21 protein-coding genes and 1 riboswitch are annotated in these 22,231 nt (G+C 61.8%); of the genes, 9 read left to right on the forward strand and 12 right to left on the reverse strand.

The features are described from left to right. Window positions 1-57 precede the first annotated feature (57 nt). The gene (locus tag I6L44_RS18065; RefSeq protein WP_227341559.1) at window positions 58-1,698 is read right to left on the reverse strand and encodes a sensor domain-containing diguanylate cyclase; all 1,641 of its coding nucleotides are present in this window, start codon (window positions 1,696-1,698) and stop codon (window positions 58-60) included. 83 nt (window positions 1,699-1,781) lie between these two features. On the opposite strand from I6L44_RS18065, the gene I6L44_RS18070 reads away from it, so the two are divergent. Then, on the forward strand, window positions 1,782-2,222 hold the full coding sequence (locus I6L44_RS18070; RefSeq protein ID WP_216952689.1) for a DUF2214 family protein: 441 nt from the start codon (window positions 1,782-1,784) through the stop codon (window positions 2,220-2,222). Window positions 2,223-2,294: 72 nt separating this feature from the next. Continuing rightward, the gene (locus I6L44_RS18075; protein ID WP_216952690.1) at window positions 2,295-3,194 is read left to right on the forward strand and encodes a DMT family transporter; all 900 of its coding nucleotides are present in this window, start codon (window positions 2,295-2,297) and stop codon (window positions 3,192-3,194) included. Between the two features lie 64 nt (window positions 3,195-3,258). Here the strand turns inward: I6L44_RS18075 and I6L44_RS18080 are convergent, their stop codons facing one another. The 3 genes from I6L44_RS18080 to I6L44_RS18090 form a co-directional block, all read right to left on the reverse strand. After that, window positions 3,259-3,885: a glutathione S-transferase family protein gene (locus I6L44_RS18080; RefSeq protein ID WP_216952691.1), complete on the reverse strand. Its 627-nt coding sequence runs from the start codon at window positions 3,883-3,885 to the stop codon at window positions 3,259-3,261. A gap of 106 nt (window positions 3,886-3,991) precedes the next feature. Further along, a complete protein-coding gene (locus tag I6L44_RS18085; RefSeq protein WP_005336464.1) occupies window positions 3,992-5,260 on the reverse strand; it encodes an O-acetylhomoserine aminocarboxypropyltransferase/cysteine synthase family protein in 1,269 nt (422 codons plus the stop codon). A gap of 152 nt (window positions 5,261-5,412) precedes the next feature. Further along, window positions 5,413-5,589, reverse strand: a complete 177-nt coding sequence (locus I6L44_RS18090) for a hypothetical protein (protein WP_216952692.1) — start codon at window positions 5,587-5,589, stop codon at window positions 5,413-5,415. A 100-nt stretch (window positions 5,590-5,689) separates the two neighbouring features. Between I6L44_RS18090 and sgrR the strand changes: the two genes are divergently transcribed. From sgrR to I6L44_RS18105, 3 genes are read left to right on the forward strand one after another with little or no spacing between them, the layout of a single operon-like run. Then, window positions 5,690-7,408: an HTH-type transcriptional regulator SgrR gene (gene sgrR, locus I6L44_RS18095; protein WP_216952693.1), complete on the forward strand. Its 1,719-nt coding sequence runs from the start codon at window positions 5,690-5,692 to the stop codon at window positions 7,406-7,408. A 48-nt stretch (window positions 7,409-7,456) separates the two neighbouring features. Beyond that, complete coding sequence (locus tag I6L44_RS18100) at window positions 7,457-7,852, forward strand: thioesterase family protein (protein WP_216952694.1); 396 nt, start codon at window positions 7,457-7,459, stop codon at window positions 7,850-7,852. 44 nt (window positions 7,853-7,896) lie between these two features. Further along, window positions 7,897-8,598 (forward strand): hypothetical protein, encoded by a 702-nt coding sequence (locus I6L44_RS18105; RefSeq protein WP_216954488.1) that lies wholly within the window; start codon window positions 7,897-7,899, stop codon window positions 8,596-8,598. A 44-nt stretch (window positions 8,599-8,642) separates the two neighbouring features. On the opposite strand, the gene I6L44_RS18110 is transcribed toward I6L44_RS18105, so the two are convergent. From I6L44_RS18110 to tyrS, 3 genes are all read right to left on the reverse strand, one after another. Continuing rightward, a complete protein-coding gene (locus tag I6L44_RS18110) occupies window positions 8,643-9,383 on the reverse strand; it encodes a lipase secretion chaperone (RefSeq protein ID WP_216952695.1) in 741 nt (246 codons plus the stop codon). Continuing rightward, a complete protein-coding gene (locus tag I6L44_RS18115; RefSeq protein ID WP_216954489.1) occupies window positions 9,380-10,291 on the reverse strand; it encodes a triacylglycerol lipase in 912 nt (303 codons plus the stop codon). The genes I6L44_RS18110 and I6L44_RS18115 overlap by 4 nt, the downstream gene beginning before the upstream one ends. Window positions 10,292-10,459: 168 nt before the next feature. Next, entirely contained in the window at window positions 10,460-11,725 is a 1,266-nt protein-coding gene (gene tyrS / locus I6L44_RS18120) for a tyrosine--tRNA ligase (protein ID WP_216952696.1), read from the reverse strand. A gap of 145 nt (window positions 11,726-11,870) precedes the next feature. Between tyrS and I6L44_RS18125 the strand changes: the two genes are divergently transcribed. Next, window positions 11,871-12,680: a helix-turn-helix transcriptional regulator gene (locus tag I6L44_RS18125; protein WP_216952697.1), complete on the forward strand. Its 810-nt coding sequence runs from the start codon at window positions 11,871-11,873 to the stop codon at window positions 12,678-12,680. Between the two features lie 7 nt (window positions 12,681-12,687). Here I6L44_RS18125 and I6L44_RS18130 read toward each other — a convergent pair whose 3' ends face one another. Beyond that, entirely contained in the window at window positions 12,688-13,467 is a 780-nt protein-coding gene (locus I6L44_RS18130) for an ABC transporter substrate-binding protein (RefSeq protein WP_216952698.1), read from the reverse strand. Between the two features lie 109 nt (window positions 13,468-13,576). Next, a complete protein-coding gene (locus I6L44_RS18135) occupies window positions 13,577-14,743 on the reverse strand; it encodes a hypothetical protein (protein ID WP_216952699.1) in 1,167 nt (388 codons plus the stop codon). 644 nt (window positions 14,744-15,387) lie between these two features. Here I6L44_RS18135 and I6L44_RS18140 point away from each other — a divergent pair. Both I6L44_RS18140 and I6L44_RS18145 read left to right on the forward strand, forming a co-directional pair. Then, window positions 15,388-15,885, forward strand: coding sequence for a GNAT family N-acetyltransferase (locus I6L44_RS18140; protein WP_216952700.1), 498 nt, complete (start codon window positions 15,388-15,390; stop codon window positions 15,883-15,885). Between the two features lie 4 nt (window positions 15,886-15,889). Continuing rightward, entirely contained in the window at window positions 15,890-16,744 is an 855-nt protein-coding gene (locus I6L44_RS18145) for a GyrI-like domain-containing protein (RefSeq protein ID WP_216954490.1), read from the forward strand. A 96-nt stretch (window positions 16,745-16,840) separates the two neighbouring features. Here the strand turns inward: I6L44_RS18145 and I6L44_RS18150 are convergent, their stop codons facing one another. Then, complete coding sequence (locus I6L44_RS18150) at window positions 16,841-17,428, reverse strand: superinfection exclusion B family protein (RefSeq protein WP_216952701.1); 588 nt, start codon at window positions 17,426-17,428, stop codon at window positions 16,841-16,843. A gap of 169 nt (window positions 17,429-17,597) precedes the next feature. Then, window positions 17,598-17,704: riboswitch (yybP-ykoY riboswitch) on the forward strand. Window positions 17,705-17,792: 88 nt separating this feature from the next. Between I6L44_RS18150 and I6L44_RS18155 the strand changes: the two genes are divergently transcribed. Continuing rightward, complete coding sequence (locus I6L44_RS18155; protein WP_216952702.1) at window positions 17,793-18,779, forward strand: sodium:calcium antiporter; 987 nt, start codon at window positions 17,793-17,795, stop codon at window positions 18,777-18,779. Between the two features lie 70 nt (window positions 18,780-18,849). Here the strand turns inward: I6L44_RS18155 and I6L44_RS18160 are convergent, their stop codons facing one another. Both I6L44_RS18160 and I6L44_RS18165 read right to left on the reverse strand, forming a co-directional pair. Then, the gene (locus tag I6L44_RS18160) at window positions 18,850-21,702 is read right to left on the reverse strand and encodes a valine--tRNA ligase (RefSeq protein WP_216952703.1); all 2,853 of its coding nucleotides are present in this window, start codon (window positions 21,700-21,702) and stop codon (window positions 18,850-18,852) included. 64 nt (window positions 21,703-21,766) lie between these two features. After that, entirely contained in the window at window positions 21,767-22,222 is a 456-nt protein-coding gene (locus tag I6L44_RS18165; RefSeq protein ID WP_100644885.1) for a DNA polymerase III subunit chi, read from the reverse strand. Window positions 22,223-22,231 lie beyond the last annotated feature (9 nt).

Consider the following 22,231-nt stretch of genomic DNA (forward strand, 5'->3'; position numbering starts at 1 on the left):
ACATAAACAACAGAGAGAGGCAGTTGCCTCTCCCTTGTCTCCTTCCCCCGGTTGTGCTCACCCCCCCTCCGGCCGGGGGGGGCGTCGGGTAGAATCAAGGTTAGGGGAAGGATCCTCTTCCGTCACGTCGCAGGTGCGACGCTGGGGGAAGCAGATGCGATTTTTTCCCTCCCGCTTGGCCTGATAAACCCCGCTGTCGGCCAGTTCTATCAGCTCCTTGGTCGAGAGCCCGGAGTGGCTCAAGGCCACCCCGCCGCTGAGGGTAATGGTCAGTTCCGGCTCTCGCCACTCCAGTTGAGTGACCGCAAGTCTGAAGCTCTCCAGCAGCGAGGTGGCCTCACTCATTTGCATCTCCAGGCGCAAGATCAGCACCAGCTCCTCGCCACCGTAACGACAGAGCCAGCCCCACTGGTCAAACATTTTCATGCCCAGCTTGCTCACCCGTTTGAGCACTATATCCCCTGTTTGGTGGCCAAAGGTGTCGTTGACCTGTTTGAAGTTATCGAGATCGAACATCACTACCAGGAAGGGGGCACCGCTGCTGAGCTGTCTCTGCAGGCACTCGTCGAAGAAGCGGCGGTTGTAGAGACCGGTGAGTTTGTCCTGATTGGCTTGCTGGCGGATCTGGGCAAAGTCCTGACTGGCGGCATCCATCTCTTCATAGACCTTGGCCAGCTCCAGCATGCGGCTGCCATGATAGGCAATCCCGCCAGAGCGGCTGGTGCGGATCAACAGGGTAATCTCCCCCAGCATGCGGCGGAAGTAGCGGGCCCAAAGCAGGGCTAGCAGCAGATAGAAAAAGCAGGCAACGGCAATCATCAGCTGCACGTTGATGGAGACGCTGTCGATCACCTGCTGCATGCTGGCGGTGGGCTCGACACTGAGCAGGAACCAGCGCTGCTCGGGGACACGGTAGTAGGAGACCATCATGCCGCTGGCATCGTCGAGGAAGAAACCTTGCGGCTGTTGCATGTGTGCCAGCCATTCAGGGTGGGTGAGCGGTTTGAATACCTGTTCGCGATCCGGGTGAGCCAGCACCAGCCCGTCATGGTTGATCAGGATCTGATAGCCCTTGCCCAGATGATGGCTCTGTTCATGCCGGTTGTTGAGCCAGTTGGCGAGCGGGGTGAGCTGGGTATCGAGGGAGAGCACCCCCACTCGCTTGCCGTCAGGGTCTTGAATTACCCGGGCCAGCGCCATGGTGAGGGTACCCAGGGTGTAGTCGTAATAGGGATCGGTCCAGACGATCCGATTCGGGTGGCTGGCTGCCAGCAGATACCAGGGGCGAGTTCTGGGATCGAACTTCTCGTCCGCCTGCCAGGTGGGGTGGATCAGCATCTGGCGATGCTCGGTTCCTACATAGACGTAGTCGAGCTCCATCACCTCGTGATAGGCCTGCCACTGTTGCAGGTAGCGCTCGCCGTTACTGATCGCTGGGCCGCTGAAATCCTGATAATTTACCTGCTGATAAATAAGCGTAAACTGGCGTTTGAGGGTCTCCAGATAGGGTTCGAGCAGGGTATGGAGATATTGGGTGTTGCGGGCAATCAGGTTTTGTTGCTGCTCAAGGCGCAGGGTACGTTCCATATGCAGGTAGTAGATGCTGCCGAGCAACACTACGGGAATAAAGAGCAGGAGGAGGCCCAGCCGCATGCGGGTGATTAAAGACCAAGTGTGCTTGGGCTTGGCGGGGGACATGCACAGATCCTTTTCAGCTCGGGTGTCACCAGCATATATGATGCCGTCCCGCCCGTCTAAAGGCAGAAAATGAGATCCGTTCAATGCTGAACCCCACGTTGCTCCTGATGGCTCACTACGGCGGCATCATGCTGTTGGTCCTGGCGCTCTGTGTCGAGTATCTGATCTTTCGTCGCGGCCTGAATATGTTGCGGGTACACCGTCTGCTGCTGGCAGATGCGGTGGCGGCGCTGGCGCTCTTCTCCATCTTTGCCACCGGTTGTCTGCTGGCCCTCGAACACGCCAGCTCGGTGGCGCAGCTCTTTGCTCATCCTGCCCACGGTCTCAAAGTGGGGTTGTTTCTGCTGATTGTCGGCTCCCTCGACTATCCCAGTCGCCTCTTCTATCGCTGGCGTCGTGCCCTGCGTCTGGGCAAGGCGCCGATGATCTCGATCCAGCAGTACTTCCGGGTGGTCTGGATCCTGCGGGGCAATCTGGTAATGGTCGCCCTGCTGGCCGTGCTGACAAAACAGCTATCGCTCTAAAGACAAGAGGGTAGGGAGGCAGGTATCTTGGATTGGATAACCCGTCACGCGCCGATTTAAGGAAGAATCGCCATGCGCTCCAATCTGATGTTGCTGATGGCTGCCACCATCTGGGGTATGGGCTTTGTCGCCCAGCGCCTCGGGATGGATCATATGGGGCCCTATACCTTCAATGGCCTGCGCTTTCTGCTCGGTGCCTTCTCCCTGCTGCCGCTGCTCTGGTGGCTCAAATCCCGTCAACCAGTGGTCGCCACTGGCGACCATCGCCAATTGCTGACCGGTGGTGTGCTGGCCGGACTGGTGCTGTTCTGTGCCGCATCCCTGCAGCAGGTGGGGCTGCTCTATACCACTGCCGCCAAGGCCGGTTTCATCACCGGGCTCTACATCATTCTGGTGCCGGTACTGGGGCTGCTGCTGCGGCACAAGACGGGTACCAATACCTGGATTGGAGCCCTCATTGCCCTGAGCGGGCTCTATGTGTTGAGCGTGACCGACGAGTTCACCATCGGTTTTGGCGATCTGCTGCAGGTGATTGGCGCCCTGTTCTGGGCGATCCATCTGCTGCTGGTGGATCACTACTCCAACCGGGTGGCCCCCATCAAGCTGGCTTGTGTGCAGTTTGTGGTGTGCGGCCTGCTCAGTCTCGCCACCGCCTTTGTCATCGAAACTCCGACCGTGGCTGGCGCAGTAGCTGGCTGGCAGGCGCTGCTCTATGCCGGGCTGGTGTCGGTCGGGGTGGGTTATACCCTGCAGGTGCTGGGGCAGCGGGGCGCCCATCCGGCCCACGCCGCCATCATCCTCAGTCTGGAGACCGTCTTTGCCGCCGTGGGGGGCGTATTGCTGCTGGATGAAACGCTGGACGAGCGTGCCATTGCCGGTTGCGCCCTGATGCTGGCGGGGATGCTGATCTCCCAGATCCGGCTGCGCTGGTGGTGGAAGTCGCGCCGGGACAAGGTGCCTGCGACCAAGTAAACCGCGCTCGCTGCATAACAAAAACGCCCCGACTATCGGGGCGTTTTGCATGGCGGCTGTTGGGTCAGGGGCGCTGATCCAGCTCGTGCTCCAGCTCTACCGCCTTCTGACGGGCCGGATGGGTATTGAGGCGTTCCCAATAGGCTTGCAGATGCGGGAAGTGGGCCAGCTGGCCGCTTTGCGCCAGCAGATCCACCAGGAAGGAGTTCATGATGTCGGCGCCGGAGAGGCGATCCCCCACCAGATAGTGGCGATTCGCCAGTACCTCATTGAGGTAGCCCAGCACTTTGGCACACTCCGCCCTGGCGTAGTCCGGCAGGAAGCGCATCGGGCTGCCATCCTTGCGCACAAACATGTCGAGCAGCAGCGGCAGAATCCCCGAGCTCTCGGCAAAGTGGAGCCACTGCAGGTATTCGGGATACTCCGGGCTATCTGGTGCCGGAGCCAGCCGATCGGCGGCGTAGCGGGCGACCAGGTACTCGGTGATGGCGCCCGATTCTGCCAGTACCCGGCCGTCGAACTCGATGACCGGCGACTTGCCGAGGGGGTGGATGGCCTTGAGCTCGGGCGGCGCCAGAAAGGTGGTGGTGTCGCGCTGATACGCCTTGATCTCATAGGGCAGGCCCAGCTCTTCAAGCAGCCAGATGATGCGTTGGGAGCGGGATTTGTTCAGGTGGTGCAGGACTATCATAATGACCTCGATTCGGTGGCAGGATGGGGTATACGAGCGGGTGAGGAGGGCGGTTCACCGGCAGTAAAAAAAGAGCGGGCTGATGCCCGCTCGCTCAACACCAGACTCAGGCCTCCAGCGCCTGATCCAGATCTGCCAGAATGTCCTCGATCGCCTCGATCCCTACCGAGAGCCGGATCATCTCAGGTTTGACTCCTGCCTTGGCCTGCTCCTCCTCGCTCAACTGGCGATGGGTGGTGGAGGCGGGGTGGCAGGCCAGCGACTTGGCATCGCCGATGTTGACCAACCGCTTGAAGATCTTGAGCGCATCGTAGAAGCGCACGCCCGCCTCGTAACCATCCTTCAGACCGAACGAGAGGATGGCCGAGGGGCGACCGGCCATGTACTTCTCTGCCAGCAGATAGTGGGGATGACCCGGCAGACCGGCGTAGCTGACCCAGGCCACCTTGGGGTGATGCTTGAGGTGATTGGCAACCCGCAGGGCGTTGTCGACGTGGCGTTCCATGCGCAGGCTCAGGGTCTCCAGCCCCTGCAGCAGCAGGAAGGCGTTCATTGGCGCCAGCGCTGCGCCGGTATTGCGCAGTGGCACTGTGCGTACCCGCCCGATAAAGGCGGCCGGGCCAAAGGCCTCGGTGTAGACCACCCCGTGGTAGGAGGGCTCCGGTTTGGTCAGCTGTGGGAAGCGCTCGGCGTGATCTGCCCAGGGGAACTTGCCCGAGTCGACGATGACGCCACCCAGCGAGTTGCCATGGCCGCCGACATATTTGGTGAGGCTGTGGACGACTATGTCAGCGCCATGTTCGATGGGTTTACAGAGCACCGGGGTGGCGACCGTGTTGTCGACGATGAGCGGCACGCCACGGGCATGGGCTGCCTTGGCCAGCGCGGCCAGATCGACGATGTTGCCCGCCGGGTTGCCGATGCTCTCGCAGTAGACCGCCTTGGTCTTGTCGTCGATGAGGGCGGCGATGGCTTCGGCGCTGTCATCCTTGGCGAAGCGCACCTCGACCCCGAAACTCGGCAGCATGTGGGCGAACAAGGTGTAGGTGCCGCCATAGAGCTGGGGCGTGGAGACAATGTTGTCACCGGCGGCGGTCAGCGCCTGAATGGCGTAGGTGATGGCGGCGGAACCTGCCGAGACCACCAGCGCGGCAATCCCTCCTTCCAGCGCGGCCATCCGCTGCTCCAGCACATCGTTGGTGGGGTTCATGATGCGGGTGTAGATGTTGCCCGGCACCGCCAGATTGAACAGATCCGCCCCGTGCTGGGCGCTCTCGAACTCGTAGGCCACCGTCTGGTAGATGGGCACGGCGACCGCCTTGGTGGTGGGGTCGCTGGAAAAGCCGTGGTGCAGGGCCAGGGTCGCATCTTTCATCACACACTCCTTGTTGGATGTTGCTTGTCGCAGTTATAGATGGATAGACGTCCAATCTATCAGGCCCGTGGCCGATGTAAACAGCAAGATCCGGCAAAGCAATGTCGCCCGCAGGGGATGCGCGTCCCGAGTGGCGGGCAGGCCTGCCGTGCTCAGAGGCGACGGCGATACTCCTTGTCATCGATCTGGTTCATATCCCACTGCATCAGGCGGTTGAGCTGCTGCATGGGATCCTCGATGAGCGCCAGCGGGCGCGGCAGGATCCGCTTGAAGTAACGGCGCAAGGTCTGCTGGACCCGGTTCGGTTTGAGGGGGTTGGCGTGGCTCATGATGGTGCTCCTCTACTGTGGTTCTCACGTTCATCAGCAGTATTGAGCTAAAATGCGGAAGTAAAAACTGATGACTTATAGCAACAGGATTTCCTCTTTTATGCCGACCGGTCGCCTCTACCAGCAATTTCAACGACTCGCCCAGCTGCTTGGCAGCGACGAGCGGGAGATCAGCCTCGCCGAGGTGGCGGATCTGCTCTGCTGCACCCCGCGCAACGCCCGCCTGCTGCTGCGGCGGATGCAGGATCAGGGCTGGCTCAGCTGGTCGGCGGAAGCGGGGCGGGGGCGGCGCTCCCGGCTCACCCTGCTCGATAGTCAGGAGAGCCTGACCCGGCGCCGCTTGCGAGATCTGCTCAGTCAGGGCCAGCTGGCACAGGCGGTGCGGCTGACCGAGGATCGCCTCGATCTGCTCACCCCGCTGCTGATCGAACAGCTCGGTCAGGCCACCCGTGAGGGGCGCCAGATCCTGCGGGTGCCCTACTACCGGCCGCTGCCGCAGTTGCTGCCCACCGGCCCGATGCGCCGCTCCGAAATTCACCTGAGCCGCCAGATCTTCAACGGCCTCACCCGGCGAAATGAGGAAAATGGGGAAATCGAAGGGGATCTGGCCCACCACTGGGAGTGTCTGGGCCCCTGTCACTGGCGCTTCTATCTGCGCCCGGCGGTGCGCTTTCACCACGGCCGCGAGCTGGTGGTGGAGGATGTGATGGAGAGTCTGCTGGCCCTGCGGGATCGCCCGCTGTTCGCCCATCTGGATCGGCTGGAGAGCCCTTGGCCGCGCACGCTGGATCTCTATCTCGACAGCCCGGATCCCTGGCTGCCCCACCTGCTGGCGGAGCCGGTGGCGACCATTTTGCCACGGGAGCTCAAGGGGGAGGCGGGCTTTGCCCTGCAACCGGTGGGCACAGGCCCATACCGGGTGGCCGCCAACGATCCCCTGCATCTTTGCCTTGCGGCGTTTGACGACTACTTCGGCCTGCGCGCCCTGCTCGACGAGATCGATATCTGGATGCTGCCTGAGCTTGCGGAGCGACTGGAGACCCACCTGCAGCTGGGGCGCGACAGCCCTGAGCTCGGTACCATGCGCGGCGAATCGGAGCTGGAGTCGGGCTGCTACTTCCTGCTGCAGGACGATCGTTCCGGATCCTTGCAGGATCCCTCGCTGCGCCAGTGGCTCGGCCAGCTGCTCAATCCGGTAGCCCTGATGGGGCGGGTCGCCCCCGAGTTGCAACGGGGCTGGACCAGCGCCCTCGGTCTGCTGCCCCACTGGCGCGAAGCACTGCCCGCGCCCTTGCCCACACCGGCGCAGTTGCCGACGACCTTGGTGCTGGCCTGTTTCAACCAGCATCTGGAGTTCAACGAGTGCGCCAACGCCATGAGCAGCCTGCTGGCCGAACAGGGGATCCGGCTCGAGGTGCGCACCCTCGATTACGGCCGTTGGGTGAGTGGCGAGGATGAAGACGTGGATCTCTGGCTCGGCACCCTCAACCTCGAACATGCCGGCCCCTTTGCCCCCTACGCCTGGTTGCAGGGCACCCCGTTGCTGCGCAAGGTGTGGAGCAGTCAGCATGAGTTGTGGCAAGGGTTGATGCAGTGGCGCGCCAGCGGTGAGGAGCCTGGCCCCCGCGCCCTGCTGGCAACTGTGCAGCAGCAGAGCTGGTTTGTGCCGCTGTTCCACCACTGGCTGGAGCTGGAGAGCCGGGTCGGCGTGCACGGGGTGCGGATGACGGCGCTCGGCTGGTTCGATTTTCGCAGCGCCTGGTTGCGGCCGGAACTGGCTGTCAGCACTTGGGATAAGACGGGGAGGCTTGAGTCCTGATGCGGGGCGCGTTAGCCTGATCGCGGTTCAATGACAAGGAGTCAACCCATGCTGGAAATGCAGATCCAACCCCGCTTTCAGGAGACGGATGCCCTCGGCCATATCAACAATACGGTGCCGGCGGTCTGGTTCGAATCGGCGCGGGATCCCCTGTTCCGGATCTTTTCCCCCGATCTGGATGTGCATAACTGGCATCTGATCATCGCGGGCTATACGGTGCAGTTCAAACGGGAGCTGTTCTACGGCCAGCCGGTCACCATCAAGACCGGCGTGCGCCGCATCGGCACCAGCTCATTTACGGTCTGGCAGGAGGCCTGGCAGGGCGGCGAACTGGCCGTCACCGCCGAAACGACCCTGATCCATTTTGACTACCGGACCCGCCAATCCCTGCCCCTGAGCGATGTTCACCGGGAAGGGCTGCGGGCCTGGCTGACAGAGAGTTAACCACGGGCCGGATGGCCCATCACAGGAGTGTTATGTACAACTCAATGCGCAACACAGCGATCGCGCTGACCCTGGGATTCTGCTCCCTCCCTTCTCTGGCCGCTTCTCTCGCCGAGCAGTTTACCCTGATGGAGAAGGGGGCCGAGAGCGCCCTCGATATCCGTCAATTCAGCCATGACGGCGTCGATATCAAGGCCTGGATCGATGGCGCCCCCGTCATCATCGCCGTGCCCATCATGAACGAGCTGGGCAAGCTGGAAGGGGAGAGCCGCTACTACTTCAAGGGCGGCAAGCTGTTCGGGGTCAAAGAGCCCGCCGCCCAGTTCGCTTTTGACGACAGCGGCAAGCTGACCCAATGGCTGGACGAGAAGGGCCAGCCCGCCGAGTTTGTCAGCAAGATGAGCATGCAGCAGCGTCAGGAGTGGCTCACCAAGCGGGCCGCCGAGCTGAGCAAGCTGTTCGCGCCGAGCGCGGCCGAGCAGAGGGCGGCCAAGGGTGGCGTCAAGCTGAAGGGGGCGGATCTCGCTCACTGGCTCTGCAACGGCAAACTGATGGATCTTGCCCATGGCGACAAGGTGATCTTCGAGCAGGATAAGCTGAAGATTGGCGAGCAGGGGATCGAGGGGGAGGTCTCCCTGCGTCAGGATAAGGGGTGGCAGGAGTTGAGCCTCAAGTGCGAGGTGCAGGGCACTCAGGTGACCCGCCTCACCTGGCAATCTTTACCGGCAACCAACAAGCCGCAATAAGTGCACCACAGCAAGGGGCCCATCGTGGGCCCCTTGTCATTGGCTCATTGTTCCCCCAGCTTGAGCCGGGTGAGCGCCTCGACCCGGCGCCACTGTCCGGGTTCGAACCAGCGGGCCAGCAGCTCCTGTTGCTGTTCGGCCCGGGCCTCGTTCGGCAGTTGCCTGAGTTCGGCCAGAAAGCCGCTGAGCTGCTCCTCGAACCCTTGCCGGTTCTGCTCCAGCTGGCGCATCCGATCCACCGCTTCCGGCCCCCCCGTCTCCAGCAGCAGGGCATCCCGTTTGGCTGGCTCCATCTGTGCCAGCTCTTGCAACTCTTCAAGCAGGCGGCTGTTGGCCTCAGCCTCGCGAAACCAGCCCGGTTGCTCCGCCAGCCAGAGATCCAGCTCGCTGGCCAGCTGCGACTTGTCGCTGTCTCTTGCTTCCGCCAGCGCCCTGCGGCGCAGGGTCAGCTGCTCCATCAGTCGATCCTCGGCAAACAGCTGGGCCTGCTCGGCCGGGGTAAAGCTCTGCTGGCGCAGCTGCTCCCGCTCGTCAAACAGGATCTGCAAGCTGGCGAGGGAGATTTCGGTGGGCACCGTCAGGCTGCTCTGGGCGGAGACAAAGGTGCGATAGCGCGCCTGCAGGGCATCGGCGGCCTCCTGCTCGGGATCGTGCGGGTGGCTCTGTGCATGCTGATTGGTTTGAGCCTGTGATGAGTCTGCCGTCGGTGCTGTGGGCCAGAGCAACACCCCGCCAAGCAGCAGGGTGATGGCGCAGGGCACGACGAGCAGGGTGGCGATCTTCATAGTCCCAGCTCCTTGAGACGGTTGGCATGCTGGCGATAGAGGGTGACCGGATCGGTCTCGAACAGATGGTGGATGCCGAATGACTGGTTCACTTCGTCCAGATGGTTCATCCGGTAGTCGGTGCCGATCACCTTGCCGAGGTGACTGCTGCAGACTCCGACCAGCCCGTCATTGGGCTCCTTGAAGAAGGCGCCGGTCAGCGCCAGCGCAGGATCCACCGGATCCAGCAGATTGGTCAGGTTGCCGCGCCCGCTCCAGGAGAAGTAGTAGACGCCGTTGCTGGCCTGCATCGGCCCCTCGCCGCAATAGCGGCTGGGCAGCCCCTCCGGGTAGCGCTGGTTGAACTGGCTGGCCCCCTTGCTAGTGAGGGCATCGAGGGCGGCGACCGGATCTTGCGGCAGCTGGCTCCCGCCCGAGAGCAGCGAAATCATGTCGGAGAGGGCGTGGGCTGCGGCGGCCGCCAGCTTCTCAGCGGCCGAGCCGGGGGCGGCATTGGCCCGTACCAGATCGGCAATCTCGGAGCCGTAGTTGACCCCGCCGACGCTGGTGGCGGAGGCGACCAGCTCGGGGGCGACCGAAGCGACATAGCGGATGGTCGGGCCGCCATGGGAGTGGCCGATCAGGTTGACCTTCTCGGCGCCGGTGGCGGCCAGCAGCAGTTCAATCTGGGCGAGCAACTGCTCCCCCCGCTGCTCGGAGCTGGCGGTAGCAGATACCTGAGCCACGTAGACCTTGGCGCCATCGCGGCTCAGGGCTTGCGGAATGCCGTAGAAGTAATCGACCCCGAGCAGCTTGTCGAAGCCGAACAGGCCGTGCACCAGCACTATGGGGTAGCGGGTCTGGGTGTATCCGCTGGCGTGTGCCAGCATGGGCAGGGTGCAGAGCAGCACCAGAAGCCATCTCTTCATCATCAGCATCCTTGTTGATTCGTGAGGAACAGATTGTGTGGCGTACTCCATGTTCGCCGGTGCCAGTATGGTGGCTGCTGACGGGAGAGGCTGTGAGGGGGATCGCAACTCGGGAGTCAAAAGGGATTCAGGGGGCGGGCGGGGAGGCTGTGCTCCCCGCCCTGCGGCTTATTGCCACGCCACCAAGTGATACTGCTTTTTGCCCCGGCGCAGCAGCAGGTAGCGGCCAAACAGCCGATCAGTGGCACTCAGCTGATCATCTTGCTTGAGCACACCATTGAGGCTGATAGCGCCCGCCGCCAGCAGCTCGCGGGCGATGCGTTTGGAGTTCGCCAGACCGCAGCTGACCAGCAGGCTGACCAGATCCGTCTCGCCGCTGACGGTGCTGCACGGCATGCCATCCTGCGCCAGCTGGGCCAGATCGCTCTCGCCGAGGCGGGCCACATCGCCGCTAAACAGTAACTCGCTGATGCGCTGCACCGCCGCCAGCGCCGCCTTGCCGTGTACCAGCTCGGTCAGCTCGTTCGCCAACACCTGCTGGGCCTGCTTTCGCCCCTGCCGCTTCGCATCTTCCGCCTCCAGTGCATCAATCTCGCTCAGCGACATAAAGCTGTAGTAGCGCAGGAAGCGGTAGACATCCTCATCCGCGGTGCCGAGCCAGAACTGGTAGAAGGCGTAAGGGGAGGTGAGCGCCGGATCGAGCCAGACCGCGCCCCCTTCGGTCTTGCCGAACTTGGTGCCGTCTGCCTTGGTGATGAGGGGCAGGGTCATGCCGTGCACCTGCGCCTGATGGAGGCGACGGGTCAGATCCATGCCGCTGGTGATATTGCCCCACTGGTCGTTGCCGCCAATCTGCAGGGTGCAACCGAGCCGCTGGTGCAGCACCGCAAAGTCGTAGGATTGCAGCAGAGCGTAGGAGAACTCGGTGAACGAGATGCCCTGATCCGGGCGAGCCAGCCGCTGACGCACCGACTCCCGCGCCAGCATGGCGTTGACCGAGAAGTGCTTGCCGATATCCCGCAGAAAATCGAGGGCGGACATCTGCCCCATCCAGTCGCCATTGTTGACCAGTTGCGGGGCCGACAGGCCATCATCGGCGGGCAGCAGCGCCCTGATTTGGGCCGACAGGCTGGCGACCCAACCCTGCACGTTATCGGCACTGTTGAGGCTGCGCTCGGTCGCCTTGAAGCTGGGATCGCCGATAAGGCCGGTTGCCCCGCCCACCAGTGCCACCGGGGTGTGCCCAGCCAGCTGGAAGCGGCGCAGCATCAGCAGTGGCACCAGATGGCCGATATGCAGGCTGCCGGCAGTGGGATCGAACCCGCAATAGACGGTGCGCGGGGTGGCAAGATGATCGGCCAGGGCTGCCGGGTCGGAATTCTGGGCCACAAGGCCGCGCTCGGTCAGCTCATCGAGCAGGTGGGGGTTGATCATGGGTTCTCCAACAGCAGGGTGAAAGCCGTCATCCTCGCCGTTCTGGCTGGTGGCGGATATGTCCCCTCAGGGACAGTTTTGCCACTCTCGTGCTAGCATTCAGCCATAGCGGGGAATCGCTCCCCGTCACCGGAAACGTGCCACCATGACCCAGCCATTCACCACAGATGCCTTGACCCGCAGCATGACCGAGGTAGTCGATGCCCTGCACAGCAGCGCCTTTGCGGCGGCGCTGGTGCGGCTGATCCAGCAGCAGGTGGCGTTTGATTGTGCCCTGCTGCTCGGGGTGGGGCAGCGGCCCGTCTACCTCTACGACAACCTCAACCATCAGCGGGCTCTGCTGTTTGATCGCTACCTCACCAGCCACTTCAGTCAGGATCCCTTTATGCAGGCGCTGGAGCAGGGCTTGCCTGCCGGCGTCTGGACCCTGGCGCAGGTCTCCCAAGGGCGGCTCGATCCCGAATATCGCCACCACTTCTATCAGGCCACCGGCTGGCAGGAGGAGGTGGGGCTGATCCTGCCGGTGCGGGACGGACTGACACTGATGCTGTTTCTCGGGCGACTCGACAAGCGCAGTACCCTCAGCCGTGACGAGCAGGCTAGGCTGGAGCAGCTGTTCCCGCTGGTGCATTCGCTCTGTCGTCAGCAGTGGCGGCAGAGCCAGCCGCTGTTGGCCCAGAGCACTGCGCTGCCAGACAGCGCCAGCCTCCGGAGTGCGGTGGAGCAGGCGATGGCGAGTGTCGGGGGGGATCTGCTCACCCGGCGCGAGCGGCAGGTGGCGGAGTTGCTGCTGCAGGGGCTGGATACGGAGGCGATTGCCGCGGAGCTCGGGATTGGCAGCGGCACGGTGAAGAATCACCGCAAGCATCTCTATGGCAAACTGCGGCTCGGCTCGCGGGCCGAGCTGTTTCATCTCTTCCTCAACCATCTGATCACCACAGAGGGAAGAGGATGAACCGGGGTTACTCGATCTTCGGTAGCGGCTTATCGCTTTGGGGAAGGTTACTGAGCCGCTGGTAGCGTTCCATCAACTGCCGGTATTCGCTACCGAGACGAACCTGATCGAGGGCTTGTTGCAACCGGGCGACCTGCTGCCGATCCGCCCGCGGGTTGAAAGCAAAGCAGTTGTCCTGTTCCTCCAGCACTGCGACAGAGATGAAATCTTCCGCGGCAAATCCCAGAGCTTTCAGTTGATGGAATAACATCACCTCGTTGCCTGCTACCAGATCTGTACGGGCCATGATGAGCTGGCGTACCACCTGCTCCATGCGCTCCACCGCCATCATGTTGCCCGGGCTGATGCCGCGGTTGAGCAGTAACTGCTCCCCCACGTCAGCCTGCATTACCCCTACCTGCAGTTTGGCCAGATCCCCCTTGCCGGTCACTCTGGGGGCATCCTGTTTTCGTCCGACCAGCGTCACTCGCGAGTGGCTGATGGGGCAAACCCATAGGAAATGGGGATCACGCTCTTTGGTTCTGGCGGTGGTAAAAAGAACGGCCTCCGGTTGCTGGGTCAGCAGATACCAACCGCGGGCCCATGGCAGAAATTGGATCGGTTGCTCCGGCTCCCCCAGCTCGCGCCACATCAGCCGCAGCAGCTCAACTGCCAGCCCGATGGGCTTGCCCTCCTTGTCCAGCCCGTTGAGGGGCATGTTCTGCTCCGAGTAATAGATAAAGGCGGACCGTGCGGGGAAGCTGGTCAGCAGGAGCAGGGCGATAAGGGCCGCGAGCAGGGATCGCATGGCGCACTCCTTGTGCAGGGAATTACCTATCAGTCTATGTGTCCTTGGCCGGAAGTTCATAGTCGGGTCGCGGATACCGCGACAGGCCACCTTGCGGTGACCTGTCGGTTTATTTTAGCAGGGCCTCCATCTCCGCCTCTGCCTTGGCGCGAGCCTCGGCTTCTGCTGCTATGGCGGCATCGGTGGCGCTCTCTCCGGCCGTATGGGGAGCGGCGGTGCTGACTGCCTGTTTGGCAGGAACGACAACAGCCTTGGTGGCCTCTTGCGTCGCGGTCGCAGCGGCGCTGCTGACGGCTTGCTTGGCAGGAGCGGCAACGGCCTTGGTGGCTTCTTGCGTCGCGGTCGCAGCTGCGCTGCTGACGGCTTGTTTGGCAGGAACGGCAACGGCCTTGGTGGCTTCTTGCGTTGCGGTCGCAGCGGCGCTGCTGACGGCCTGTTTGGCAGGAGCGGCAACTGCCTTGGTGGCTTCTTGCGTCACGGTTGCGGCGGCGGTGCTGACGGCTTGTTTGGCAGGAGTGGCAACGGCCTTGGTGGCTTCTTGCGTTGCGGTGGCGGTGGCGCTGCTCACCGCCTGTTTGGCGGGTGCAGTGACTGCGGTGGTTGCACTACGGGTCAGATCGGTCGCGCTTTGGCTTACCGCTTGGGTGGCCTGCCCTGTGGCGTTGGCGGCTGTGCCGCTGATAGCCTGACTTGCACTGTTGGTCAGCGAGCCGGTGACGCCGCGGGTCACTGTGCCCAGAGCGCTGCCAAGGGAGAAGGGGGAGGCGCCACTCTGACTGGTCGCCGCCCCGGTCAGGGCATTGGCCGCCGGGGTGAGCTGGCTGGTGGGGGTCTGCCAGCCCTGCATGGCGGTTGGCCAGGTCGGTGCCGTGCCCGCCAGATTTTCGCCGAAGGTCAGGGTGGTGCCATCCCCTTTTTGCAGCAATACAGACATCTGGTTGGTTTGCGAGTTCCACACCATCCCCGCCTGCTTGGCGATATCCGGCACGGGCGCATACTCGGAGACCACATAGAAAAGCGGCCCCTCCTGCTGTAACTTGTCGGCCGTCTTGAGCAACTGCATGGTGCTGTCGTAATTGGGGCCAAGGATGGCGGTCATCCGATCCTTGATCAGGGGTTGTTCGAACAGATTGACCTCGTTCGGGTCAAAGCCGACCAGCGGCTTGAGCAGGGCCCACATCAGCTGGCTGGTGGGGCTCATCATCAGCAATGGAGCAACGCAGGCGGACAACATCAGGCTCAGGCAGGCAGCCTTGAGCAACGGCATGATACGCATTGGGATAATATCCAAATAACGATTTGATAAATAAGGTTATATTTTGTCAGGACGTGACAAATTCACCGGGAGTTTGCGCGTGGCAGCGAGAGACTGCCCACAGGCGCTGGCAGGCTACCATATTGGTTCCACAATGCCAGCAGGCTGTATGATTATCCGTCAAGTAAACTCGGGGCCGGGTTGATTGCTGGAGTGGGCCTGAGAGTCTGGCGTTCCCCTGCGATGGTGCTGCCAGTGGCCACATGGCAGCAAAACCAGAAGAGGATTTCAGGGGGCCAGTGAGGCTTTTCTTGATCCAGCTAAAGACATGGACGTGATCCCTGTCGCATAATGCAGCTCCTTTCTACTCTTGGCTGGAACCTAAGAAATGGCTCGTCGCTCTTCCAATGCACAACGTCGTCGCAGTAGCTGGTGGTACAAACGCCTGTTGGCAAGGGAGCGGCAAGAGCGCGAAGCGCGTTCCGTCCGGGATTGATAAAGCATTGAAAAACGGAGCGTTTGCTCCGTTTTTTTTCACCTATGAAACTGGCTGAATGGCTCAGTGTGCAGCCCTGTCTGCCGACAATAAATCACTCTGACCGTGCCGGTTGTATGGACTGATGCGATGGATGATGCATGATGGACGTTTCGAGAAGGAGCCTCATATGCAGATTACCATCCGTCATGCCGAATCCGCCGATGCCCCCGCCTTGCGGGATCTCTATGCCATGCCCAATGCCCAGGCGGGCACTTTGCACTTGCCTATGTCTCCCCTTAGCCAGTGGCAGAAGCGGTTGGAGAGTGACAGCGTGGTGGCACTGGTCGCCGATGTTGACGGCTTGCTGGTAGGCCAGCTCTCGCTGCTGGTTGAGCCCAATCCGAGACGCAAGCATGTGGCCTGTATCGGTATGGGGGTACGGGATGACTGGGCAGGCAAGGGGGTGGGCTCTGCCCTGATGGCTGCGGCGTTGGATCTGGCCGATAACTGGCTCAACCTGCACCGGATTGAGCTGACCGTCTATACCGACAATGAGGCCGCACAGGCGCTCTATCGCAAGTTCGGTTTCACGCAGGAGGGGCTGGCTCGTGACTATGCCTTCCGGCAAGGGCGCTATGTGGATGTGTTCTATATGGCCAGAGTTGCGGGGGGCGTCAGTCGCTAATGGCATGGTCGATTATCAGGCCAGATTGCGCCCGGTGATCCGGGCGCTGGAGCAGAATCCCGAGCTCTGCCTCAGTGAGGCGGCCAGTCTTGCGGCGCTCTCCAGCTATCACTTTCATCGGGTCTTTACCGCCGTCACCGGTGAAACCCCGACCGAGATGCAGCGCCGCCTGCGGTTGGAGCGGGCTGCTCGCTCTCTCTGCTACAGTCGCGACCCGATCACCGAGATTGCCTTTTCGGCCGGTTTTGCCAGCTCACAGGCCTTTGCCAAGGCGTTTCGCAAGCAGTTTGCCATGGCACCGGGGATGTTGCGCCGCCAGCCGTCACTCTTGCAACTGAGCAAGAATGGACACGCGGCTGCCCGGGTCTCTGATTATGCTGAAGGCCGTTCCAGTGAAAGGAGGCTACAGATGAAAACCGAACAGATGGCTGCGCGCACTCTGGCCTATATCCGGGTCACCGGCCCTTACGGCATAGGCTATGAGCCGGTGTGTGACCAGCTCTATCAATGGGCTGTCGGGTTGGGCTTGGCCGAAGGGGAGTGGATCTTCATCTACCACGACAACCCCGAAGTGACGGCTCCCCAGCAGTGCCGCACCGATATTTGCGTCACCGTGCCGGCGGGCACCAGGGGAAGTGGCAATGTGGAGATCCAGCAGCTGGCGGGCGGCCGCTATGGCCAGTCACGTTTTACCGTGACCGACCCGGCCCAGTACCCCGCACTCTGGCAGCAACATATCGGTGAGGTGGTAGCGGCCGGTTTCGAATTTGATGATCGACCCTGTTTCGAGCTCTATCACAGCTTCGATCCGGTGACCAAGGTTGCGGATGTGAGCTTTTGCTCCAGCCTAAAGGGTTAGGGCACAACAAGACGTAAGGGATGGTACAGAGCATCGCGCAGAAATTAGAGAGCCGGACAGTGTCCGGCTCTTTTGCATCTGGCGGTTGGGCGGCGGTTAGCGCTGGAACCCCTTCTGGGCGAACTTGGGGCGGGCGTTCATGATCTGCTCCACCTGTTCGTCGCTCATCTTGCCACGCGACAGCCCCAGCACCTTGTAGGTGAGCAGCGGTCGGGCGGGCAGGGCGATCATCAGGGCGCGGATCTGGTTCTCGTCATCCTTATCTCGGGTCGGCTTGCCGTAGGCATAGGTGAGGACGCCGGCATCCATCAGGTTTTTGACGGCGGGCTCGGTGATCGGCAAGTTTATGACGCTTTTACGCTGTAGCACGAACTCGCGCAGCACCGCCTTTTCGTTGAAGTCGAGGAAGCCGATCATCTGGGCCAGCTGGTCCTGCTGACGGCGCGCCTGCCACTCTTCGCAAGCCCACTCCCAGGCGATCAGGAAGCCCTGACTGCAGAAGTAGGAGATGGCGATCAGCATGCCGACCCCCAGCCAGGCCGCATGATCCGCAGCCCACTGGCTGACGGCCCCTTTCATCAGCCCGGCCGGAAACAGCAAAATGATGCTGCAACAGAGCAACAACCAGACCATTAGCCAATTGAGGCGGCTGAGTTGATAGAAATGTTGGATCCACCGTTTCATTGTTCATCCTTCCCAAACTGTTGTGGATAGTGAACTACCTACAGCAATCGGTGTGCCAACAGCGTAATGGCGCCGGGGAGGGGAGGCTGGCGATACATTTCCTTACAACTTATTGAATGAGTTATCAGTAATTTGCCTTGTGAGGTGACGGTCGAGTTGGTAAAACGTCCCCTCAGTCATTGGGGAGTAGCAACCCGCCCGTATTCCGGGCCGGGCCCATGTCAACACTCTTGGATCCTCGCATCCATGGCATGGGCGGCGATAGGCACTATCGCTCTGCAAGACCTTTGGCCTCGATATGCACGCCAGCCGGGCGAGCCATGTCGGGTCCATCGGTTATTCTGCTCGCCTGGCGGTATCTATTATGTTGATTACCCTGCTGTTATTTCTCGTCTCTGCGGTCACCATCTACCTTGCCTGCGAATACTTCGTTAACGGCATCGAATGGACCGGACACCACTTCAAACTCTCGCAAAGTGCCACTGGTTCGCTGCTGGCTGCACTGGGTACGGCGCTGCCCGAATGCATCGTCACCCTGACCGCCCTGCTGATAGGCAATACAACCGCCCAGCAGGAGATCGGCATCGGCGCCGCCCTCGGCGGGCCGCTGGTGCTGGCCACCATCGGCTATGGTGCGGTCGGTCTCACTCTGCTGCTTTGCATGGGGCGTACCGAGCGCGCCATCAATGGGGAGGTACAGCGCGAGATTGGCCGGGATCAGCGCTGGTTTATGGGAATCTTTCTGGTGGCCACTGTACTGGGTCTGGTCGCCTTTACCGGCAAGAGCTGGCTGGCCCCGCTCTTCCTGCTGGTCTACCTCGTCTATGTAAGGCGCGAGCTGAAGCAGAGCGACAGCCATGAGGTCGAGCTGCCGGAGCCCCTCAAGCTGGCCCCAGATGCCGGGATCCCGCCCCTTGGCAAGGTGCTGCTGCAGACGCTGGCTGCGTTAGTGGTGGTGGCGCTGGCGGCACAGCTGTTTGTCCATCAGCTGGAGAGCATGGGCGAACTGTTTGGCCTCTCGCCGGTGCTGGCGGCCCTGCTGTTGAGTCCGGTGGCGACCGAGATGCCGGAGCTGATGAACGTGCTGATCTGGGTGCGACAGGGCAAGAATCGGCTGGCGCTGGCCAATATCTCCGGGGCCATGATGATCCAGGGCACTATCCCCAAGGCCTTCTGCTTGATCTTCACCCCCTGGTTGCTGGATGGTGCCATGATGGCCTCCTCGCTGGTGACGCTGCTGGCGGTGGGGTTGCTCTGGTGGGGGTTCAGAAAGGGAGTGATGACCGCCGGGCGGTTGGCGCTGGTGGGTCTGCTCTATCTCGGCTTCTGCGGCTGGCTACTGGTGAGCTGAAGCGAGAAGCGCGGATATGAAAAAGCCCCCTTGGGTCAGGGGGCTTTGCTGTCGCGGTTGGTCGCGGCGCTTACAGGGCGGCGATCTCGGCCTGCTGGGCTTCCAGCTTGGTCAGCTGGAGACGGTAATCTTCCAGCTTCTCGCGCTCTTTGGCGATGACCGCTTCCGGCGCCTTGGCGACGAAGGCTTCGTTGCCGAGTTTGCCTTCGATACGGCCGCACTCGCCCACCAGACGGGCAACCTCTTTAGCCAGACGGGCCAGTTCGGCATCCTTGTCGATGAGACCGGCCATCGGGATCATCAGCTCGGTGGCACCGATCAGCTTCTTCACTGACAGCGGGGCGGTTTCACCGTCCGCCAGAACGCGGATGGACTCCAGACGGGCCAGCGACTTGAGGAAGGCCTCGTTGTCAGCGGCGCGCTGGGCATCCTTGGCATCGCACTGGAGCAGCACGTTGAGGGGCACGCTCGGGGCCACGTTCATCTCGGCGCGGATGTTGCGGATACTGACGATGAACTCCTTCACCCACTCCTGATCCGCCATCGCGGCTTCGTCCACCTTGGCGGCGTCGAACTCCGGGAAGGCCTGAATCATGATGGTGTCGGCGTGTACGCCAGCCAGCGGGGCGACCGATTTCCAGATGGTCTCGGTGATGAACGGGATGATCGGGTGCGCCAGACGCAGCAGGGTCTCGAGGACGCTGACGAGGGTGTGGCGGGCAGCGCGTTGATCGGCCTCGGAACCCTTGGTCAGCACTGGCTTAGTCAGCTCCAGATACCAGTCACAGAACTGGTTCCAGATAAATTCGTACAGCACGCCAGCCGCGATATCGAAGCGATAGGTATCGAGGGCGGTGCGGAAGTCACGGATGGCCACTTGCAGCTGGGACTGGATCCAGCGATCTGCCAGACTGAACTGCATCTCGCCACCGGCAAAACCGCAATCCTGATCTTCGGTGTTCATCAGTACATAGCGGGAGGCGTTCCACAACTTGTTGCAGAAGTTGTTGTAGCCATCCAGGCGCTTCATGTCCCAGTTGATGTCACGACCGGTAGAGGCCAGCGCTGCCAGCGTGAAGCGCAGGGCGTCGGTACCGTGGGCATCGATCCCTTCCGGGAATTGCTTGGCGGTACGCTTGGCGATCTTCTCGGCCATCTGCGGCTGCATCATGTTGCCGGTGCGCTTCTCCAGCAGATCTTCCAGCGAGATGCCATCGATCATGTCGAGGGGGTCCAGCACGTTGCCCTTGGACTTGGACATCTTCTGGCCCTCTTCGTCACGGATTAGGCCGGTGATGTAGACGGTCTTGAACGGGACTTGTGGCTGGCCGTTTTCGTCCTTGATGAAGTGCATGGTCATCATGATCATCCGGGCAATCCAGAAGAAGATGATGTCGAAGCCGCTCATCAGCACGTCGGTCGGGTGGAAGGTCTTGAGCGCCTCTGTGTTGTTCGGCCAGCCCAGGGTGGAGAAGGTCCACAGGGCGGAGCTGAACCAGGTGTCGAGCACATCTTCGTCCTGACGCAGGGTAGTCACGGACGGGATGCTGTGCTTTGCGCGCACTTCATCTTCGCTGCGGCCCACGTAGACGTTGCCGGCGTCGTCATACCATGCAGGGATGCGGTGACCCCACCACAGCTGACGGGAGACGCACCAGTCCTGAATGTCGCGCATCCAGGAGAAGTACATGTTTTCGTACTGCTTTGGCACGAACTGGATGCGGCCATCTTCCACCGCCTCGATGGCGGTCTTGGCCATCGGTGCCACGCGTACGTACCACTGGTCGGTCAGCATCGGCTCGATGGGCACGCCACCGCGATCGCCGTAAGGCTGCTGCAGCACGTGATCCTTGATCTCGGCCAAGAGGCCCAGCTCGTCCAGCTTGGCGACGATGGCCTTGCGGGCGGCGAAGCGCTCCATCCCGGCGAATTCGGTCGGCAGGGCGGCGTCATAGGCGGTGCTGGGGTTGCCGTTGCTGTCGACCACTTCGGCCTCGGCACGCACGTGGGCGTCCAGGGTGAAGATGTTGATCATTGGCAGGTTGTGGCGCTTGCCCACTTCGTTGTCGTTGAAGTCGTGGGCCGGGGTGATCTTCACGCAGCCGGTGCCCTTCTCCATGTCGGCGTGTTCGTCGGCAACGATGGGGATCAGACGATTCACCAGCGGCAGCAGAATGTGCTGACCGATCAGCGCCTTGTAGCGCGGGTCTTCCGGGTTTACCGCGACGGCGGTATCACCCAGCATGGTTTCCGGACGGGTGGTGGCGACGATCAGGTGATCCTGGCCTTCGGCAGTCTTGGCGCCGTTGGCCAGCGGGTAGCGAAGGTGCCACATGTGGCCCTTGATCTCGCGGTTTTCCACTTCCAGATCGGAGATGGCGGTGTTGAGCTTGGGATCCCAGTTCACCAGACGCTTGCCACGGTACATCAGGCCATCTTCGTAGAGACGGACGAACACTTCCTGCACGGCGGCAGAGAGGCCTTCATCCATGGTGAAGCGCTCGCGCTCCCAATCCACGGAGTCACCCAGACGGCGCATCTGGCGGGTGATGGTGCCGCCGGACTCTTCCTTCCACTGCCAGATCTTGTCGATGAAGGCTTCCCGGCCGTAATCGTGGCGGGTTTTGCCCTCTTCTGCGGCGATCTTGCGCTCAACCACCATCTGGGTGGCGATACCGGCGTGGTCGGTACCCGCCTGCCACAGGGTATTCTTGCCCTGCATGCGGTTGTAGCGGATCAGGGTATCCATCAGGGTTTGCTGGAAGGCGTGACCCATGTGCAGGCTGCCGGTGACGTTCGGCGGCGGGATCATGATGCAGAAGGAGTCTTTGCTGGTGTCGCCGTGGGGCTTGAAGTAACCCTGGGCTTCCCAGTGCTGATAGAGCGCCTGTTCGATGGCGTTGTGATTAAAAGTCTTTTCCATGGTCTCGCCGTAATCTGGATGGATGGAGTCTGGTGTTGATTCTTTATGGATCAATTGGTTGCAGTCAGGGCTGCGCCGGATCCGGTGCGGCAAGGACGGGCTGATCCCTCATTTCGAGGGCATGGCCTGCCTGGCGATAGTGCTTGTAGCGCTCGCGAGCTTGCTGCTTTTGTGTTTCGTCAGTGGGGACAAAATCTACCACTTGAGCGAAGTGTCCTGCAAACAAAGGTGTCGCAGTGGCCAGATTGATGAGGCGGGCGTAGCGCCGTTTCGGTGGCTGATAGCCGATCTCCACCGGGGCCATACCACTTTCGCCTTGCAGCTGGTGCGGCACGAAGCGCTCCGGTGGCAGTTGCCACAACAGCTCGTCCAGACGCAGGGCCTGGGCCTCATCGTTGCAGAACAGGTAGATATGGCCCGTGCCCCACGACTCGGCCGCAAGAGTACAGGCCAGTCGCTCGACCGCAGAGGCCTGCGTGTCATCCTGTTCGCTCATCAGGTAAAAGGTCACTTGGCTCATCAGGTTGAT

The sequence above is a fragment of the Aeromonas sp. FDAARGOS 1414 genome (assembly GCF_019047065.1).
Classification (GTDB): domain Bacteria; phylum Pseudomonadota; class Gammaproteobacteria; order Enterobacterales; family Aeromonadaceae; genus Aeromonas; species Aeromonas veronii_A.

Bases quoted from the DNA above. Each gene is read 5' to 3' on its own strand.
- I6L44_RS18065 (WP_227341559.1), bottom strand. From the start codon at position 1,698: ATGTCCCCCGCCAAGCCCAAGCACACTTGGTCTTTAATCACCCGCATG.
- I6L44_RS18070 (WP_216952689.1), top strand. From the start codon at position 1,782: ATGCTGAACCCCACGTTGCTCCTGATGGCTCACTACGGCGGCATCATG.
- I6L44_RS18075 (WP_216952690.1), top strand. From the start codon at position 2,295: ATGCGCTCCAATCTGATGTTGCTGATGGCTGCCACCATCTGGGGTATG.
- I6L44_RS18080 (WP_216952691.1), bottom strand. From the start codon at position 3,885: ATGATAGTCCTGCACCACCTGAACAAATCCCGCTCCCAACGCATCATC.
- I6L44_RS18085 (WP_005336464.1), bottom strand. From the start codon at position 5,260: ATGAAAGATGCGACCCTGGCCCTGCACCACGGCTTTTCCAGCGACCCC.
- I6L44_RS18090 (WP_216952692.1), bottom strand. From the start codon at position 5,589: ATGAGCCACGCCAACCCCCTCAAACCGAACCGGGTCCAGCAGACCTTG.
- sgrR (WP_216952693.1), top strand. From the start codon at position 5,690: ATGCCGACCGGTCGCCTCTACCAGCAATTTCAACGACTCGCCCAGCTG.
- I6L44_RS18100 (WP_216952694.1), top strand. From the start codon at position 7,457: ATGCTGGAAATGCAGATCCAACCCCGCTTTCAGGAGACGGATGCCCTC.
- I6L44_RS18105 (WP_216954488.1), top strand. From the start codon at position 7,897: ATGCGCAACACAGCGATCGCGCTGACCCTGGGATTCTGCTCCCTCCCT.
- I6L44_RS18110 (WP_216952695.1), bottom strand. From the start codon at position 9,383: ATGAAGATCGCCACCCTGCTCGTCGTGCCCTGCGCCATCACCCTGCTG.
- I6L44_RS18115 (WP_216954489.1), bottom strand. From the start codon at position 10,291: ATGAAGAGATGGCTTCTGGTGCTGCTCTGCACCCTGCCCATGCTGGCA.
- tyrS (WP_216952696.1), bottom strand. From the start codon at position 11,725: ATGATCAACCCCCACCTGCTCGATGAGCTGACCGAGCGCGGCCTTGTG.
- I6L44_RS18125 (WP_216952697.1), top strand. From the start codon at position 11,871: ATGACCCAGCCATTCACCACAGATGCCTTGACCCGCAGCATGACCGAG.
- I6L44_RS18130 (WP_216952698.1), bottom strand. From the start codon at position 13,467: ATGCGATCCCTGCTCGCGGCCCTTATCGCCCTGCTCCTGCTGACCAGC.
- I6L44_RS18135 (WP_216952699.1), bottom strand. From the start codon at position 14,743: ATGCGTATCATGCCGTTGCTCAAGGCTGCCTGCCTGAGCCTGATGTTG.
- I6L44_RS18140 (WP_216952700.1), top strand. From the start codon at position 15,388: ATGCAGATTACCATCCGTCATGCCGAATCCGCCGATGCCCCCGCCTTG.
- I6L44_RS18145 (WP_216954490.1), top strand. From the start codon at position 15,890: ATGGTCGATTATCAGGCCAGATTGCGCCCGGTGATCCGGGCGCTGGAG.
- I6L44_RS18150 (WP_216952701.1), bottom strand. From the start codon at position 17,428: ATGAAACGGTGGATCCAACATTTCTATCAACTCAGCCGCCTCAATTGG.
- I6L44_RS18155 (WP_216952702.1), top strand. From the start codon at position 17,793: ATGTTGATTACCCTGCTGTTATTTCTCGTCTCTGCGGTCACCATCTAC.
- I6L44_RS18160 (WP_216952703.1), bottom strand. From the start codon at position 21,702: ATGGAAAAGACTTTTAATCACAACGCCATCGAACAGGCGCTCTATCAG.
- I6L44_RS18165 (WP_100644885.1), bottom strand. From the start codon at position 22,222: ATGAGCCAAGTGACCTTTTACCTGATGAGCGAACAGGATGACACGCAG.